Here is a 16,168-nt window from a genome sequence, read left to right as displayed (position 1 = left end):
ATTGCGCCGGCCCGACACGCGTCAAACGGCGCAAGTGAGTGCCTCCAAACCCCGAGACGCAGCTAACCCGAGCAACAAAGTCAGACATAGTTCAAAGCGCCTTCCCCCGCGACGGCGGCTAATCCTCTTGCGCCTGTCCACCGCTCACCACCTCCACTTCCGGATAACCAATCCGCACCGGCGGCACAAACCACGCAAGACACAACCCAACCAACGCAGCCGCGCCCGCCACCAGAATGCCGATATGAATCGACTCCACCAGCGAATCTCGCGCGGAATTCATCATCGCATCGCCCGCGTGCCCGGCGCTCACCAGACGATTGATCAACGCTGCCTGCTCGGCGCGGTCTACTAGCAGTTCGGGACTCGCGAACGACTTGAACCACTGCGTCGCCTGATACGACGCGAGAGAGCGATGCACACCCTGCGTGTAGAGATGCCCTAGCAGTGCACCCGTCATCACCGTGCCCAGCATCCCACCAAACGTCCGCAGCGATTGCAGCAAAGCCGTTGCCGCACCAAGCTGATCGCGCGGCACGATCTGTTGCGAACAGACCGTCAAGCTGGTCGCCACCAGACCGAGTCCGAGCCCACTGAGACCCATGCACGACATCCACACCAGGTGCGGCTCGGTCCCTCTGAGTACGACCACACTCAAACACGCCAATGCGGACAGCGCAAAGCCAACATACATGATGCCGTTCGCGCGGCGAATCCGTGTGACGATACGATTGTTCAGCACACTGCCAACCGTCGTGCCGAGCAGCAGCGGCGTAATCAGCATGCCCGAATCGTGCGCGGACATCGCGTAGCCGCCCTGAAACAGCAGCGGCACATAAAACACCAGCGAAAACAGCGCAAAACCGCCGAGCACTGACATCGCAAAGAGCGCGGAGAGCTTGCGGTTCAACAGCATATCCACTGGAATGATCGGATAAGCGATTCTCCGCTCCCACAACCACAGCGTCATTGCAAAACTCGCCGCCACGACGGCCAGCACGATTGTTATCGTGTCGACGCCGTACTTCGGAAACAACTCGATCAATAACTGGAGTGAGCCGAACGTGACCGCAATCACGAACGCGCCGAGCCAATCGAGTCGTATCGGGCCTTTACGCCGCAAATGATGCAGCGGCGGCAGAAAACGCTGCACGAACAGCAGCGACGCGAGGCCAACCGGCACATTGACAAAAAACACCAGCCGCCAGCCGCCGTATTGCGTGAGCATGCCCCCGAGCGTCGGCCCGACCATATTGGCGACGCCGAATGCGGACGTCACGAACACGAGCCAGCGCAACCGCAGCTTCGGATTGGGGAACAGATCGGCGACGGTGGCGAACACCGTGCCGATCAGAATGCCGCCGCCGATCCCCTGCAGGCCGCGCGAAATCACCAGTAGCAGCATGCTGGTGGCGAGGCCGCACAATACCGACGCGCCGGTAAACAACAGAATCGCGGCGATCAGAAACGGCTTGCGCCCGAACAGATCACCCAGTCGTCCGAAGATCGGAATCGTGATCACCGAAGCCAGCATGTACGCGGTCGCGACCCATGCGTACAGATCGAAGCCCTTTAGATCGGCGACGATGCGCGGCAGCGCGGTACCCACAATAGTTTGATCGAGCGCCACCAGCATCGAGACGAAGGCGACACCGAGCATCGCCAGCAACGACTCGCGAAACGGCAGCAATTGTCCGCCGGGTAGAGGCGCGTCGAGATCTGGAGTCATGACAGTCTTTTTTGGGCGCGCATGCATCCACTTACTTGCCGGCCGCCTGATGCGCGCCCAATGCCGCGCCGAGATCCTCGTCGGTGGCCGCCGGGAAGATGCTCATCGTCAGCAAGTCACCCCATTCGAGCGCCAGCGCCGACAGTCCTCGCGTATCGTCCGCCTCGACGATCGCAAAGCCATGCAGTCCGCCGATCGCGTGCCAGCGCCCCAGCAATTTGACACCTTCAGGCGCCCGTCCGCCGGTTTTCATAAAACGCTCGATGACAGAGTTTTCCGCAGTCGGCAGGCCATTCCATTGCACGATGAATTTCATTGCATGTCTCCAATTTGGTTTGGCGATGCCGGCTCGTGGCGCGCTGCAATCGTCCTCAGTGCTGTGAGACGCATTTGCTTGCCTCGCGCCTTGAACACTTTTGCGCCAGGATGCTATCCGGTTAGCACGTGCGCTATCCGCGGACGGTATAAAACCACGTGGCGTCTTAAACAGCATAGGTGAGCGCACGCTCATCAACGTCGCCCCATGCGGACATTCACCAGGCCAATTGAACAATGCGCATTGCCGGGAAAGCGTGACGGGCGCGTCTGTTTCCAATTGCGGCCATCTCGCGCGTCCTATAAGAAGGAGCTTTTTATGCGGCTGTCGAGAATCTGGATGTCGATCGGTCTTAAAGCGCACCGCGCAATGCGCCGGCACGACCGGCACACGTGCGGATGGAAAACGGAACCGGCGAAAACGCGTCAAATAAAGCAAACGCAAACGGCACGCGTGGCAAACGCGTGCCGTTGTAGCTGCTGTTGCTGCTGCTGTTGCGAGCGTCCGAACCGGGCTCTAGCTGCGCGGCAAATTGCGCGGCACTGCAATAACGGGTGCACCGGCAATCGCCTGACGCGCTGCGGGAAAACCCGGTGGATATTCGACGACGCGCGTGGAACCCGGCGCGACCTGTACGGCGACGCTCACAGCATGCGCACCGATCCGTGCGCCGCCAACAATAGCGGCCATCGCCTGGCGGTCGAGTTCGACGCTGTCAGTAAGATCCTTGATGACAAGCTTTGCCATGACGGCTCCGGGGAAGAGACCGAGCCGGCGGCTGGTGCGATTCTCCAGTCGCCGCCCGGGTGTGTCGTTAAATGTGTTGAGGTCTCGTCGCACTATCAGTATAGGAAATCTGTTTGCAGCTCGCCTGTCGGAAGTGAACAGGCGGCAATAGGGAAGCCCCCGGCTCCACACTACTGCATGCCCTTAAACGTTGGCGTAATTGGCGCCCCACAGCGACGGGCTGACATTCAGCTTCAACGGTACGAGGCCCGCGCCGATCACGCCGATGTTGTTGAGCGCGGCGACGTTGACGGTTTGTATCTGACTGAGGTTCTGGACGACCGAGACGTTGACATTGGCAACGCCGCCAAGGCCGCCAAGGCCGCCAGGGCCGCCCATCGACGGCAAGCCGGGCACGCTGCTGCCGGTGCCGCCGGCCACCGCCGACATTGCGCGGCGGTCGAGCTCGCGGGTGCGGGACAGATCGCGAATCATGAGGGATGACATGGTGATTCTCCAAAGGTGCGCGGAAGACGGGCGTGATCGAAGCGAAGCGGAGATGGCCGGGCGGCCCTCCGCTTCGCCGAATCAGGCTTATCGGGCTTTAAACATTGATGTTGTTGCTCGACGTGATGCAGGGAACGATCGAGGTATCGATGCCGGCTGCGAACGCGACGTTGTTGCCGTTGGCGTTCTGCACATTCACTGCGTTGCTGATCAACTGTGTGGCGCTGACATGCTTGCTGTTGTTCGGCGCGACCACCGGGCTGAAGTTGAAGTACGACGAGGACGGGTAGCCGAAGCCGCCGCGCACGGCGCTCATGGCCTTGCTGTCGAGTTGTTCGGTGATGGACAGGTCTTTGATCATCAGCGTGTTCATGGTAAATCTCCTGGAAGGGAACATCACAGTGTTTCGGTTGGGGTCGAGCATCTTGTCTGCTCGAGTGTCACTAATGCATGGGCTATGCCAGGTTTATTCGTGGCTCCTAAGAAAGTTGCTGAACGCTTGATGCGCAAGGCTTTCGCGTGGCGCCGCAGTGTTGGAGCCGCAATATGGGCAGCAGCAGACGATCAACGCCTGACGGGACGGAGCCAACAACGCACCGGATTCTGTTGGATGTCGCAAGACACGCGCGGGGCATGCACGCAGCGGGCCAATCCTGGTTTGCGAAAGCGCGGGTCGGGAGCTAGTATCGAAGCGGCACATGTAACTGATTACGACAGGTTTTCTATCAGCCCGAGGGTTGCCGGTTGCATGCGATGCGGCTCAACGGCAGCGGGGGCGCTTCGCACAAATGGCTAGCCTTGCGCATGTGATTCGCGACTATCAGAGCGGCGAGCTGTCACGTGACGAGTTCGTCGCTCAACTCGACAGCACGTTGACGACCGAAGGACTCGGTCCAACGCGGCTGCTGGAAATGCTCGGCGTAGCGCATCACAAAGCCCCTCTGCCCGACGATCTCTACGCCGAAGTGCGGCGCCGCATCGAACAGTTGCGCGTCTCGAACGTGGCGGCCGGCGGCGAGGAAACCGGCATGCAGACCACCGTCGAGATACCGTCTGTACGTTCGGCAAGCTCGGCAGGCGCGGCAAGCTCGGCAGGTGCAGCGAGCGCTGCCGGCGCAGCAGGGCAGGATCAGATCAAAGGCACCGGCGACACGCTGAATAACCGCTTCGTCCTCGAGGAGTGTCTGGGCGTCGGTGGAATGGGCACCGTGTACAAGGCGCTCGATATGCGCAAGCTCGAAGCGTCGGATCGCAAACCGTATGTCGCGATCAAGGTGCTCAACGTCCAGTTCCGCGGCAACCCGAATTCACTCGTCGCGCTGCAGCGCGAGGCGCGTAAGGCGCAGGTGCTCGCGCACCGCAACATCATCGCGGTGTACGACTTCGACCGTGACGGACCGATCGTCTACCTGACGATGGAGTACCTCACCGGCAAGCCGCTCAGCCAGCTATTGCGCACGCCCGGCTATAAGGGTATGCCGGTTCGCGCCGCGCTGCCGATTGTGCGCGGCATGTGCAATGCGCTCGCCTACGCGCACGAACACGGCTTCGTGCATTGCGATTTCAAGCCCGCCAACGTCTTTCTCACGACGAATGCCGAAGTGAAGGTGATCGACTTCGGCATCGCCCGTGTGTTCCAGCGGCCGGAGGAGGAGAGCGACGCGACTGTTTTCGACCCCGGCAGTCTCGGCGCGTTGACGCCTGCCTACGCGAGCCCGGAGATGATCGAACATCGTGAGCCGGACCCGCGCGACGATATCTACGCGCTCGGCTGCATTACCTACGAGTTGTTGACGGGCCACCATCCGTTCGACCGGCTATCGGCGACGCAAGCCCGCAATGCCGACTTCAAACTTCAACGTCCACCCAATCTCGACGCCAAACAGTGGCGCGCGTTGCGCACCGCGCTTTCGTTCGATCGCGACACGCGCATGCCGGGCGTCGTGCGCTTCATCGCGGAGTTCGACAACGAAGCGCGCGCGGAGAAGTCGGGTACCCTGGTCAAGGTAGGGTTCGCAGGTTTTGCTGTGGTGTGTGCCGCGGCTGTCGGCCTGTTTGCCTTGCGCTCGGCACCGAATCGACAAAGTGGGACGCAGCCGGCTGCCGCGACGTCCGGGGCGTCGGCGGATCAGGCGGTCACCGCGTCGTCTCCGGTGGCCACCGCGGCGGTGGCGAGCTCGCCTGAGCAGCCGGCCTCCGCCGGGCCGACAGCAGCGCCCACGGCGCCTATATCGCCCACCACGCCCACAACACCGCCGATAGCGCAGGCGCCCACTCCACCCGCGTCCAAACCCGCCCTTACCCTGGCCGCGGTTGCACCGGTACTGGCACAAGTACCGTGCTCGGCGCTATCTGCTTCAACCCAGGACCACACGTTGGCGGTGCGCGGCTACGTCTCGCAACGCTACGGTGCAGCGCACCTGAAGGACACGCTGACGGCATTGCCGGGCGTCGATGCGCTATCACTCCAGGTGGAACCGCTTGCCGACGACAAATGCGCAACGATCAAGGCGCTCGCCCCTTATTGGACCCGCAACTGGCAAGCAGGTCATGTTGCCTCGCTGCATGTGCGTCCGCCTAGCGGGCAGTTGAGCGAAGGCGATCCGCTGGTCGTCGACGTGACCACGCCCCCTTACGACTCGTACGTGAACCTCGACTACTATCAGCTCGACGGCAGCGTCGTGCACATGGTGCCGAGCCCGCGTGCGAAGGACAATCAGGCGCCCCCGCACTATGCGGCCACGATCGGCAGTGCGGGTGACTGGATCATTTCGAAGCCGTTTGGATCGGAGATGGTGGTGCTGTTGATTACGCCGGCGCCGCTATTCGACAAGCTGCGGCCCGAAAGCGAATCACGCGCCGATTATCTGCGTGCGCTGGAGACGCGCCTCACGCAGATGGCCGGCAAATTCGGTCAGGATCATATCGTCGCCGATTTCGCGCCGATCACGACGAAGCCGCGCACGCCTTAGCGAACGCAGCACCCGCATTACTTAAGGTCTTTCACCACCCTGAAACCGTCCTGCGACTGCCGCACGCTCGCGCTGTACTTGAAGCGTGTCGCACTCAGCATGTAGCTCCCGCCTTCGCGCCATGAGCCGCCGCGAATCACGCGCATGTCGCAACTGGGGCTGTCCCACGCGTGGCCGTCGGCGGGCGCGCCCTGATAGGAGTTGTGCCAGCAATCGGCGACCCACTCCCAGACGCTGCCGTTCATGTCGTACAGGCCGAGCGGATTCGGTGCGAACGAGCCGGCTGTTTCCGGGCCGTCCTTGTGCCAGGGATCGCCGCAGTCCTTGCAATTGGCGTTGCCCTTGCGCATCTGATCGCCCCACCAGTAGGCCGTCGTGGTACCGCCACGGTCCGCGTATTCCCATTCGGCTTCGGTGGGCAAGCGGTACGGTTTGCCGGTCGTTTTGCTCAGCCACTTCAGGTACTGCTGCGCGTCTTCCCAACTGAGGTCGCGTGCCGGCGCGACTCTGTTCGTATTGCTTTCGGGCGTCAGCTTTTGACAGGCATTCGCCGCGACGCACGCATTCCATTGCTCGACAGTCACCTCGTACTTGCCGATCGCGAACGGCGCGCTAATGGTCACATGATGGACGGGCTTTTCGGAAGGGTCGTCGGTGCTGCTGCCCATTGAGAATGCACCCGCAGGCACGGTGATCATGATCGGGCACGTGGCGCAATCGCGGCTCTCGCCGGCGCTCGGTGGATGCGCCGCGGGCTTTTGCGCGACTGCCGGCGCGGGAGGGGCAGCGGGTGCTGCGGGCGTCGGCGTCGGCGCTGCGGCGCGCGGATGGTCTTGCGGTGCGGCGCTGGCGGGCGTGGTTGAGCGCGTGGCTTGCGGTGCCGGCGCGACCGATGGTGCCGCAGAAGGTGCGGCCCCTGGCGAAGCGGACGGCGCACTCGCCGAAGCGGCGGCGCGCAGCCGGTCGATACGTGCGTGAGCGAGCGCGGCGAAGCGGCCATTGGGATAGGCCTTCAAATAGGCCTCGTAATCGCTCGCGTAGTTGCTGTCCTTGATGGAATTCCAGAAGGTAATTTCGTATTGCTCGCTGCTGTCCTTCGGCAGAATGCCTCTGCTGTGCAAGACGGCAATGGGTTCATCGCTGTTGGCGGAGATGAGCGCCGTGCTAGCTCCACGAGCTGCGGCAGGCTCGCTCAAGCTCGCGGTCCTGGCAAGCGATGACGCGATCCAGGGTATTTGCTTAGCGCTGGTGACCGCGCTAACGGTCGTCGCTACGCGTTGAAACATTCCCGCAAGGTTCTGTGATGAAGAAGCGTCGTTGAGCGCGCCCAGCAATGCATTGGTATAGACGCCGTGACGCATGCCGTCAGCCGCAAATCCGCCCGGTGCTGTCGCGTACGCGACCACGGTGTTGGCGGGCAAAGCGGCCGCATTGAAGGTGACGTCGGCTGAGAAAGGATTGTTCAGGCAAGCATCGAGAATCAAGACATTCATCTGTCCGGCACGCGGCGCGCGCATTGCCTCTAATACGCTATCCAGATCGACGCCCTCGCTAATCAGCCGTGCAGGCGCACGTGCGTCGAGGCCTGCGGGCACGAGCAGCGTTTGCCGGCCGATTTGCAGGCCGTGTCCAGCGAAATAGAAGAGTCCGATGCCGCCGTCCCGCAGACGTTGGCGGAATTCGCTGATGGCTTCCCGCATCTGCTGTGGCGTCGCATCGGTGCGCATGATGACGTCGAAGCCCCGAGCGCGCAGCGTGTCGCGCATGGCCTCAGCGTCGCGCGGTGCATTGTCGCGAAGCGGGTCCGCGTAATTCACGTGATCGGCGTGATCGCCATACGCGCCGTTGCCGATCACCAGTGCAATGCGTGCAGGCTGCGTATCCTTCGTGTGCAGTGCGGGCGGCGCGATGGACGCATCCGTCGTGCGTGGAGCCGCCGCCCCATGCTCCGCGGCGTCACGCTGCGTCGCGGCATGGACATTGCCCGCCTGCGCCTGAATTGCCCCGGCCATGCACACCAGCAGGAATGTTCGCCACATATTCGTATCCTGTTTGTTCCGGACAGAACATAGGGTTTCGACGACCGCGACGCCCGCGTCAGCCGTTGAAGCGGATCGCACACAGCATCGATGCCGCGCGCGACTCTCCATCGACAACCTATGAATAACGATAGCACGCGGTTTGCGCGCCACAACTGTCCGCACATCGTCAATGCGTTATACGGTTAACGAGTGTGGCGTATCTTTTTGGCAAGTTACGGCCTAAGCTGATTCACAAAGTAGGGCACTACGGCCGTTTTAATCAATGTGGACGCTCATCTACGTCAATCCGCCACGTGAATCCACGCGCATCCACGTGAACCACGCGAGCGCCCGCGACATCCAGTCGGATCGTCCGGCCTGCGCTTTACGCGGCCGAGGCGGCCTCGATCCATCTTCGGGAGAGTGCGCAATGCGAAGACTCCTCACACCTGGCGTGCTCGACATTCGTTATGGAGCGAATGTATGGCCTGCAGCGCTTCGCCCGGCCTGGCGCGTCGCGCTCGTCATCCTGTTATGCGGCATGTCACTGTGCGAAGCCGCGCTTGCCGAGCAAACCCCTTCGCCGCCCGGCGCCGAGGAATACATCATCTGGCCATCGGATGGCACCGTGATTCACGGCGGCAAACTGTGGGTCCGCATGGGCTTGCGCAACATGGGCGTGTGCCCGAAGGGTGTCGCGGTTCCGAACACCGGTCATCATCATCTGTTGATCGACACCGACTTGCCGCCGCTCGACCAGGAAATTCCGTCGGACCGCAACCACCTGCATTTCGGTGCGGGTGAGACCGACGCGCGAATCGAGTTGCCACCGGGCAAGCACACGTTGCAACTCATTCTCGGCGATCACAATCATGTGCCCCACGTGCCGCCGGTGTATTCGAAGAAGATCACGATCACCGTACTAAAAGACTAGCTGGCCCGTTCATTCAAAGCGGGTCCGTCAGGACGGAGAGACCAACATGTACAAGATCATCGCGCTCGCGGCGTTTCTGGCATTGGCGTCACTGGCCGCGCCGAATCCCGCCACGGCCGGCACGACACCGGCGCCTGCTGGCGCGCATGCCTATATTGGTTATCCGAACGATGGGCAGGTCGTGCCGGCCAATAAACCGTTTCGGGTGTGGTTCGGCTTGCGCTATATGGGCGTCGCGCCGAAAGGCGTCAAGTATCCGAACACGGGGCACCATCATTTGCTGATCGATACTGATCTGCCGCCGATGGACCAGGAAATTCCCTCGGACCGCAACCATCTGCACTTTGGCGCGGGTGAAACGGAAACGATGATTCAACTGCCGCCCGGCAAGCACACGCTGCAACTGCTGATGGGCGATGACATGCATATACCGCACAATCCGCCGGTGTACTCGAAGAAGATCACGGTCATTGCACGTTGATGCGATAGCGGCGCCACGCAGTTCCACTTCAGTGTCACGTCGAAGCCAACACCGTGGCGCCCATTGTTGGCTACGATCCACCAGTGCCAACCTGTCGCGCCGTAGCCGTCGCACCCCACGCGACGATCTGCCATCCGCGAAACCCTTTATTTACAGCCGTTCTGAACATTTCTTAGGATCGGAAAGCAAAACTGGCACAGCCCATGCATTAGTGACACTCGAGCAGACAAGATGCTCGAACCCAACCGCAAGACTGTGCTGTTTCCCTTCCAGGAGATTTACCATGAACACGCTGATGATCAAAGACCTGTCCATCACCGAACAACTCGACAGCAAGGCGATGAGCGCCGTGCGCGGCGGCTTCGGCTATCCGACCTCGTCGTACTTCAACTTCACGCCGGTGTATGCGCCGAACAACAGCAAGACCGTCAACGCCACCCAACTGATCAGCAACGAATTGAACATCCAGAACGCCAACGGCAACAACGCGGCGTTCGTCGCCGGCATCACCACGACGATCGACCCGCACGTGAGCTCGAGCAACAACATCAACGTGCACTGAACGGCGTAGGCCGCCGCGGAGGCGCTCATGCCTCCGCGGGACGCGCAAGCCTCGCGCGTCAAAAAGATTTCGCATCCAATCGTTCTTTCCACACGACCCCAGCGTCACCGCCCGATCCCCGCGCCGACCTTCCCGTACCGCTTCGATGGTGAAGCCGGGCAGGACATGCTTTACTTAAATAGCGCGTTCTCCTCGTGCAACGTAGCGGCGTCATCGGAGAAAATCGTGTCAGCGTTGCTTGATTCAATCGGCGGTCAGCGCCTTTTCAATGCTTCGTCGCCTGACTGTCCGGAGCGTCGATCGGCGCGTCCGAACAGTGCGGCCGCGGCGCTGCGTGGACTCTGTGCCGCAACGCTCTGCGCGCTTTCGCTGTGCGCGTGTATCGATGTCAGCATGCCCGACTACAAGCGGCCCGACACACCCGCCAAGGCGTCGTGGTCGGATCAGAAAGGCGCGCCGGTATCGGCGGCCGCAACCATCGATCCAGAATGGTGGAAAGGCTTCCACGATCCCTACCTGGACACACTGATCGCGAAAGCGATCGCGAACAACTTCGATATCAAGGTGCTGGCCGCGCGGATTGACGTGGCAGGCACGCAAATCGGCGAGGCCAAAGCAGGCGCGTTGCCGACCATGGATCTCGGCGCTGGTGCCGATTTCGAAAAGACCACGGGTCAGACGTTTGCGAAACAGTACAACGTCGGGACGCAGGTGAGCTGGGACATCGATATCTGGGGCAAAGTGGAGAAGGGCGTGCAGGCGCAAAAGGCCGAATTCCACGCCAGCGAGGCGGACTGGCGCGCCGGCTATCTGGAACTCGTGGCGAACGTCTCGAGCACCTATTTCCAGATTCTCCAATTCGACGACCAGATCGAGCAGCAGCAACAAACGCTCATCACCAACCGCCAGATTCTCACGATCTACGACGGCCAACGCCGCAACGGCCTCGTGCCGCAAACGCAGGTGTTGCGCCAGCAGGCCGAAATCAACCGCCTGACGAATCAGTTGCTCGAACTGCGCCGTTCGCGCGCTATCGCGAACAACGCGTTGTGCACACTGCTTGGCGTGCCGGCGGGCGAATTTCAGTTGCCTCAAGGGCATTTGCAGCAACGCGTACAACTGCCGGCCGTGCCGGACGGCCTGCCCGCGCAACTCCTCGCGCGGCGTCCCGATGTGGTGGCTGCGGAATTCCGGGTACTGGAAGCCTACGACCTGGTGGGTCAGGCCAAGCTCGCGCAATTGCCTACCATCAACCTCACCGGCCACGGCGGCACAGCGAGTTTCGCGCTGACCGATCTGCTGAAGTCGTTCACGTACGGATTCATGCCCAGCATCAACATTCCACTGCTCGATCCCGGTGTGCGGGCGCATGTGAAGGTCACGCAAGCGCAATCGACGGTCGCCGAACAGCAATACCGCGTGGCCGTCATGGGCGCATTCGAGGAAGTGGAAAACGCACTGGTCAATCTGAGCTCGCACAAGGCCCAGCGATTGGAATTGCAGCAGGAGGTATCGCGGCTGCAAATCGTCGCGGATCAGATCCAGTCGCAATTGCGTCTGGGCGTGGTGTCGCAGCTGGAGGTTTTCGAAACCGAGCGGACCTTGCTTGAGGCGCAACAGGAATTGCTCGCCAACCACCAACTGATTCTGTCCGACACGGTGTTGCTGTACAAGGCGCTGGGTGGCGGCTGGCCGAGCGTGGACGTGCAAACGGAAGTAAAGGAGCACTGAGCTAATCCGGGGCACGGCGCCCGCGGCGTATTTCGGCTGCATACGACGCATGAATGGCCCCTACAACCGACGATCTGAAAATTGACACTTGCCATGTGTGACTTAATATTTGTAAGAAGCCGGATTCTGCGCGGCTCGCCAAATGATCCGTCATTCGCCGTAGTTCTTCTTTCCGTTTCCGTTGCGCTTTCTCCGCAGCGGGTAAACGATTAGTGATCCAGATAAAATGACTGCTGGCGAAGCTTCGATTGCTGAGATGCGCGCGACCCAGGACGCCACGTTCGACGTGGTACTGTCCCCGGTTGCGTCCGCGCAGCGTCCCCCGCTCGGCGCGATCCGGATCGTCGACAGTCTGTTCGCGATCGGCCGCAGCGAGGTGCCGTTTACCGACTACCCCGCCGAGCGGATTACCCGTCTGTCACGCCGCCATGCGCGGATTTTCACGGAACACGGCGCCGTCTATGTGGCCGATCTCGGCAGCAAGAACGGCACGACGCTCAACGGCGTCGCGGTGCGGCAAGCCCCGGCGCGGGTGCGTGGCGGCGACGAATTGTGCTTCGGCGGCGAGCTCTGCTATCGCGTGGGTATCGAACCGCGCGCGCGGATCGTCGCCGCCGCGAGTGCGCCGCCCGTGCCAGGCCTGCTGCTGGAGCCGCAGCGCGACGACCTCGGCCTCCAACCCATCGAAGTGCAGGCATTTCCGTTTCTCATCAGCAAGGCCGACGAAGTCTTTTCGCGCTACAGGGACCGCTATCCGCATCAGGTCAACTACATCTCGCGCCGTCATGCGCACATCTTTCTGAAGGGCGGCGAGCTCTACCTTGAGGATCTCGGCAGCACCAATGGCACATTCGTCGGCGGAAAGCGGCTCGACGAAACCGCTGTGGCGCTGGTAGAGGGAGACCTCCTTGCATTTGGCGGCGACCACTTCGTCTACAGGGTGACGCTGCAAAAACCCCCTGAAGTCGAGCCGACCGTGACCCAGCTATTCGTCAACCCCGCTATCGACGACGCCGCCGATCCCGACAAGACCACGTTCGTCGGCGCCGCGCATTCGTTCCTCGATATCTTCTGCGTCGACCCGGCGCTGCAACGTGAAGACGAAGTCAACGAGGCGGCGCAGGCCGCCTCCGCGCAGGCGAAGCGCGACACGCTGACGGGCGGTGAAAACGGCAAGAACGGCACGAAAGGCAAGAACGGAACAAACGGCGCGCAGGGCACCAGCAGCACGCATGCAAGACAAGGCACCAAGGCAGCGAAGGGCCGCCCGCAGCGCTGGCGTCTGGTCGCCGGCGAACTCAGCAACGCCTTTGCGGGCAGCGATCACACAATGGCGCGTCGCGCCGTATGGTGGGGTGGCGCGGGCGTCGCCATTCTGGTTGCGATCGCGCTGACGCTCTACATGCGTGGCTCATCGGAGCGCGAGTTGAGAAACCTGCTAGCGAGCGGCGATTACAGCGGCGCCGTGACGGCGGCAAACGGCTATCTGACGACTCATCCCGCCGATACGAAAGTCAGCGCATTAGCGACCGAAGCGCTGCTGAAAGCAAAAATTCCCGGCTGGCTGAACGCGCTGCAAAAGGCGCAGTTCGACCAGGCCGACGCACTGCTCAAGGAGATGAGGTCGTTGAGTGCGAGTAACGCGGACGCTTCCGCGCTGGTCGGCGAATTGCAATGGGTGGGCGACCTGGAGCGGTTCGTGGCGGGGCGCGGCGGCGTCGACGCGCCGATCCGTATGTACGCCGACGAGGCCACCATCAGCGGCCTGCTGCAACGCTGGGAGGACGACACGCGCAGCCACCAGCGCGCTCTGGACCGCATCGCGTCATACGTGCCTGTTTTTGCGGAGCCGTATGCGCAGGCGCTGAGCCATCTGCGCAAACTGGAAAGTGACGACTCCGTGTACCTCGCTGCCATCGATCGCCTGAACGGCACGATTCGCACCGAACTGGCGCGCGACAAGCCTGAAGCGCTGCCTGCCGTACTCGACGATTACGCGCAGCGCTATCCGCGTCTCGCCGGCCTCGACCGTGTACGGGCAGATCTGCGGCAATACACCGACGTGCTGAATGCAGCGCTGAGCCGGCAACTGACGCCGTTGCTCGCCTTGATCAAGACAGTGCGCTTCAGCACCCCGCCATTTCAGGCGCAGTTTCAGCAACTGGCCGCGAGCCGTCTGCCGTCGCCGGACGTCATTCAGCGCCATGACGCGGCGAGCGCGGCATGGCAACGCGGCGACGCGCAGCAGGCGCTGGGCGATTTGCAGGCCATGCCTGCCGGGCCTTGGTCCGATGTGATTGCAGCGGAACTGGCGCACAAGAAAGCGCTGCTCGACCAATTCGCAGATCTGCAGAAAACGCGCGGAAGCAAGGACTACGACCAACGCGTGCTGTCGTTCTACGCCAGTCTCGATCCGACGGCGGACGCCTGGTTCGTGCAATCGACCCAGAAAGACGTCGCCGCGTTGCACGACAAAGCGCTGGCGCGCGCGCAAGACCTGCTGCTGCGCGCGCAGAGCCTCTGGAAACAGTATCGGGCGAGCGGTCCAATCGGCGGCACGCAACGGCTGGAAGCGGGGATTTCGCCCGGTTTTCGCAGCGAGGCGCGTCTGCTATCCGATGCGCGGTCCGCCGCGCAACAAGGCATGCGCATCTATACCCAGCTGAACGCCGATCATCCCGCCGACTTCGACCGCCTGCTCGCGGATATCGAAGCCGAAGCGGATTTGCAGCGCCGCTCGCTGACCGAGTTGCGCATGGTGCTGGACCCCGGGCTGCTGAAGGCGAAGCTGGCGTTGATCGGAGGCGAGCAGAGTGAAGCGCGACAGTCACCCTAGATCGTTGTCGGAGGCGCTGGAGGACCACAGCGTCGAGGGCATCGCAATTCTGACCGCGGAGCCGGTACGGCTCGCGCGTGCGCTGATCTGGGCGATGGTCGCGCTGGTGGTGGCCGGTTTGTTGTGGTCGTTCGTGGGTCGCGCCGATGTGATCGTCAGCGCGCAGGGCACGCTCTCGCCGGAATCGGAGGTGCGCCGCATCTACGCGCCGATCGACGGCGAACTCGCCGATCTGTACATCGCCGAGGGGCAGCCGGTGCAAAAGGGCGATGTGCTGGCGCGGCTGAATGCGCGCGGTGCGATCGAGGCAGCGAGCAACGCGCTGCAGGCGCAACTCAAACTCGAAGACGCCGAGCGGGACTGGAAACAGTTCCCGGAGAAGAAGGTGCTGATGGAGCGCAAGGCAGCCGCGCTGAAGGCGCAGATGGAAGTGGAAGCCCATCTACACGAGAATCGCGTCTCGGAAGGCACCAGCAAGCTTGCCGAAGGCCAGAAGGCCGAACTCGACGAAGCGCGCAGCGTGCTCGACAATGCGCGCCGCACGCGTGAAGCGGCGCGTCAGGAACTGGACCGCTATTCTCGGCTTTTCGCGCAACCAGGCGGCGGTGGCATCGCCGAATTGCAGGTGGAGCAGAAACGCACCGCCGCGATGGAAGCGGATAACGCTTACCGTGTCGCCCAATCGAAACTCGCTGAACTGGATTTCCGCTTGAGCCACGAATACGCGCAGGCCAATGCGCAACTCGAAACCAGCGGCCAGCAGACCACCGACCTGCAACTCCAATACGACTCGGCCGTCCGCGACATCACCGACGCGGAAGACAAGGTGCGCCTGCAACTGCAGACCGCACGCCTCGTGGCTGAAGCCGCCGCGCGAATCCGCTTCGAGAACATCGACAAAGACAATTTCCTGCTGATCCTCGCGCCGGTCTCCGGCGTCATTACCGACGTGACCTCTACGCAACGGGGCGACAAGATCCAGGCGAACGCGCCGCTCGGCGGCATTGCGCCGAAAGATGCGAAGCCCGTGCTGAAGATCGAAATCGCTGAACACGACCGTGCTTTTCTGCACGAAGGCCAGTCCGTGAAGCTGAAATTCAACGCGTTCCCGTATCAGCGCTATGGGCTGATCAGCGGCACGCTGGCCTATATTTCGCCGGCCACCAAACCGTCCTTGCAGGACAAACAACCGGTGTACGAAGGCCGCGTCACGCTCGACAAGAACTACTACCAGATTGCCGACACCCGCTATCCGCTGCGCTATGGCATGACGGCGAGCGCGGAAATCGTGGTGCGCGAACGGCGCCTGATCGATCTGGGTCTCGATCCGTTCAGGCAGGTGGCGGGTTGAGC

General features: G+C 62.1%; 13 protein-coding genes. 7 read left to right on the top strand and 6 right to left on the bottom strand.

Translation table 11 applies throughout. The features are described from left to right. Positions 1–118: 118 nt before the first annotated feature. From PQR53_RS01290 to PQR53_RS01270, 5 genes are all read right to left on the bottom strand, one after another. Positions 119–1,729, bottom strand: coding sequence for an MFS transporter (locus PQR53_RS01290; RefSeq protein WP_408450768.1), 1,611 nt, complete (start codon positions 1,727–1,729; stop codon positions 119–121). Between the two features lie 31 nt (positions 1,730–1,760). Then, a complete protein-coding gene (locus PQR53_RS01285) occupies positions 1,761–2,045 on the bottom strand; it encodes a DUF3303 domain-containing protein (protein WP_408450767.1) in 285 nt (94 codons plus the stop codon). Positions 2,046–2,561: 516 nt separating this feature from the next. Beyond that, complete coding sequence (locus tag PQR53_RS01280) at positions 2,562–2,792, bottom strand: hypothetical protein (RefSeq protein WP_408450766.1); 231 nt, start codon at positions 2,790–2,792, stop codon at positions 2,562–2,564. 183 nt (positions 2,793–2,975) lie between these two features. Then, positions 2,976–3,278 carry a hypothetical protein gene (locus PQR53_RS01275; protein ID WP_408450765.1) on the bottom strand — a complete coding sequence of 101 codons (303 nt, stop codon included), beginning with the start codon at positions 3,276–3,278 and terminating at the stop codon, positions 2,976–2,978. A 97-nt stretch (positions 3,279–3,375) separates the two neighbouring features. Next, positions 3,376–3,651: a hypothetical protein gene (locus PQR53_RS01270; RefSeq protein ID WP_179740463.1), complete on the bottom strand. Its 276-nt coding sequence runs from the start codon at positions 3,649–3,651 to the stop codon at positions 3,376–3,378. A 415-nt stretch (positions 3,652–4,066) separates the two neighbouring features. Here PQR53_RS01270 and PQR53_RS01265 point away from each other — a divergent pair, with 415 nt between their 5' ends. Continuing rightward, complete coding sequence (locus tag PQR53_RS01265; protein ID WP_408450764.1) at positions 4,067–6,250, top strand: serine/threonine protein kinase; 2,184 nt, start codon at positions 4,067–4,069, stop codon at positions 6,248–6,250. 17 nt (positions 6,251–6,267) lie between these two features. Here PQR53_RS01265 and PQR53_RS01260 read toward each other — a convergent pair whose 3' ends face one another. Then, the gene (locus PQR53_RS01260) at positions 6,268–8,289 is read right to left on the bottom strand and encodes an SUMF1/EgtB/PvdO family nonheme iron enzyme (RefSeq protein WP_408450763.1); all 2,022 of its coding nucleotides are present in this window, start codon (positions 8,287–8,289) and stop codon (positions 6,268–6,270) included. A gap of 523 nt (positions 8,290–8,812) precedes the next feature. Here PQR53_RS01260 and PQR53_RS01255 point away from each other — a divergent pair. The 6 genes from PQR53_RS01255 to PQR53_RS01230 all read left to right on the top strand — a co-directional run bounded on the left by PQR53_RS01255 (position 8,813) and on the right by PQR53_RS01230 (position 16,166). Beyond that, entirely contained in the window at positions 8,813–9,205 is a 393-nt protein-coding gene (locus tag PQR53_RS01255; RefSeq protein ID WP_408451149.1) for a DUF4399 domain-containing protein, read from the top strand. A gap of 46 nt (positions 9,206–9,251) precedes the next feature. Beyond that, entirely contained in the window at positions 9,252–9,686 is a 435-nt protein-coding gene (locus PQR53_RS01250) for a DUF4399 domain-containing protein (protein ID WP_408450762.1), read from the top strand. A gap of 283 nt (positions 9,687–9,969) precedes the next feature. Continuing rightward, positions 9,970–10,248 (top strand): hypothetical protein, encoded by a 279-nt coding sequence (locus PQR53_RS01245; protein ID WP_408450761.1) that lies wholly within the window; start codon positions 9,970–9,972, stop codon positions 10,246–10,248. A gap of 165 nt (positions 10,249–10,413) precedes the next feature. Next, on the top strand, positions 10,414–11,979 hold the full coding sequence (locus tag PQR53_RS01240) for an efflux transporter outer membrane subunit (RefSeq protein ID WP_408451148.1): 1,566 nt from the start codon (positions 10,414–10,416) through the stop codon (positions 11,977–11,979). A gap of 226 nt (positions 11,980–12,205) precedes the next feature. Then, positions 12,206–14,815, top strand: coding sequence for an FHA domain-containing protein (locus tag PQR53_RS01235; protein WP_408450760.1), 2,610 nt, complete (start codon positions 12,206–12,208; stop codon positions 14,813–14,815). Then, entirely contained in the window at positions 14,793–16,166 is a 1,374-nt protein-coding gene (locus tag PQR53_RS01230) for a beta-barrel domain-containing protein (RefSeq protein WP_408450758.1), read from the top strand. Before PQR53_RS01235 ends, PQR53_RS01230 begins: the two co-directional genes overlap by 23 nt. The last annotated feature ends 2 nt before the right edge of the window (positions 16,167–16,168 follow it).

The sequence above is a fragment of the Paraburkholderia fungorum genome (assembly GCF_046027605.1).
Lineage (GTDB): Bacteria > Pseudomonadota > Gammaproteobacteria > Burkholderiales > Burkholderiaceae > Paraburkholderia > Paraburkholderia fungorum_F.
This window is presented reverse-complemented; position numbering and strand designations above follow the sequence as displayed.

What these genes read in the sequence shown, in the direction of transcription:
- PQR53_RS01290 (WP_408450768.1), bottom strand. Translation starts at nt 1,729, where the DNA reads ATGACTCCAGATCTCGACGCGCCTCTACCCGGCGGACAATTGCTGCCG.
- PQR53_RS01285 (WP_408450767.1), bottom strand. Translation starts at nt 2,045, where the DNA reads ATGAAATTCATCGTGCAATGGAATGGCCTGCCGACTGCGGAAAACTCT.
- PQR53_RS01280 (WP_408450766.1), bottom strand. Translation starts at nt 2,792, where the DNA reads ATGGCAAAGCTTGTCATCAAGGATCTTACTGACAGCGTCGAACTCGAC.
- PQR53_RS01275 (WP_408450765.1), bottom strand. Translation starts at nt 3,278, where the DNA reads ATGTCATCCCTCATGATTCGCGATCTGTCCCGCACCCGCGAGCTCGAC.
- PQR53_RS01270 (WP_179740463.1), bottom strand. Translation starts at nt 3,651, where the DNA reads ATGAACACGCTGATGATCAAAGACCTGTCCATCACCGAACAACTCGAC.
- PQR53_RS01265 (WP_408450764.1), top strand. Translation starts at nt 4,067, where the DNA reads ATGGCTAGCCTTGCGCATGTGATTCGCGACTATCAGAGCGGCGAGCTG.
- PQR53_RS01260 (WP_408450763.1), bottom strand. Translation starts at nt 8,289, where the DNA reads ATGTGGCGAACATTCCTGCTGGTGTGCATGGCCGGGGCAATTCAGGCG.
- PQR53_RS01255 (WP_408451149.1), top strand. Translation starts at nt 8,813, where the DNA reads ATGTCACTGTGCGAAGCCGCGCTTGCCGAGCAAACCCCTTCGCCGCCC.
- PQR53_RS01250 (WP_408450762.1), top strand. Translation starts at nt 9,252, where the DNA reads ATGTACAAGATCATCGCGCTCGCGGCGTTTCTGGCATTGGCGTCACTG.
- PQR53_RS01245 (WP_408450761.1), top strand. Translation starts at nt 9,970, where the DNA reads ATGAACACGCTGATGATCAAAGACCTGTCCATCACCGAACAACTCGAC.
- PQR53_RS01240 (WP_408451148.1), top strand. Translation starts at nt 10,414, where the DNA reads ATGCTTTACTTAAATAGCGCGTTCTCCTCGTGCAACGTAGCGGCGTCA.
- PQR53_RS01235 (WP_408450760.1), top strand. Translation starts at nt 12,206, where the DNA reads ATGACTGCTGGCGAAGCTTCGATTGCTGAGATGCGCGCGACCCAGGAC.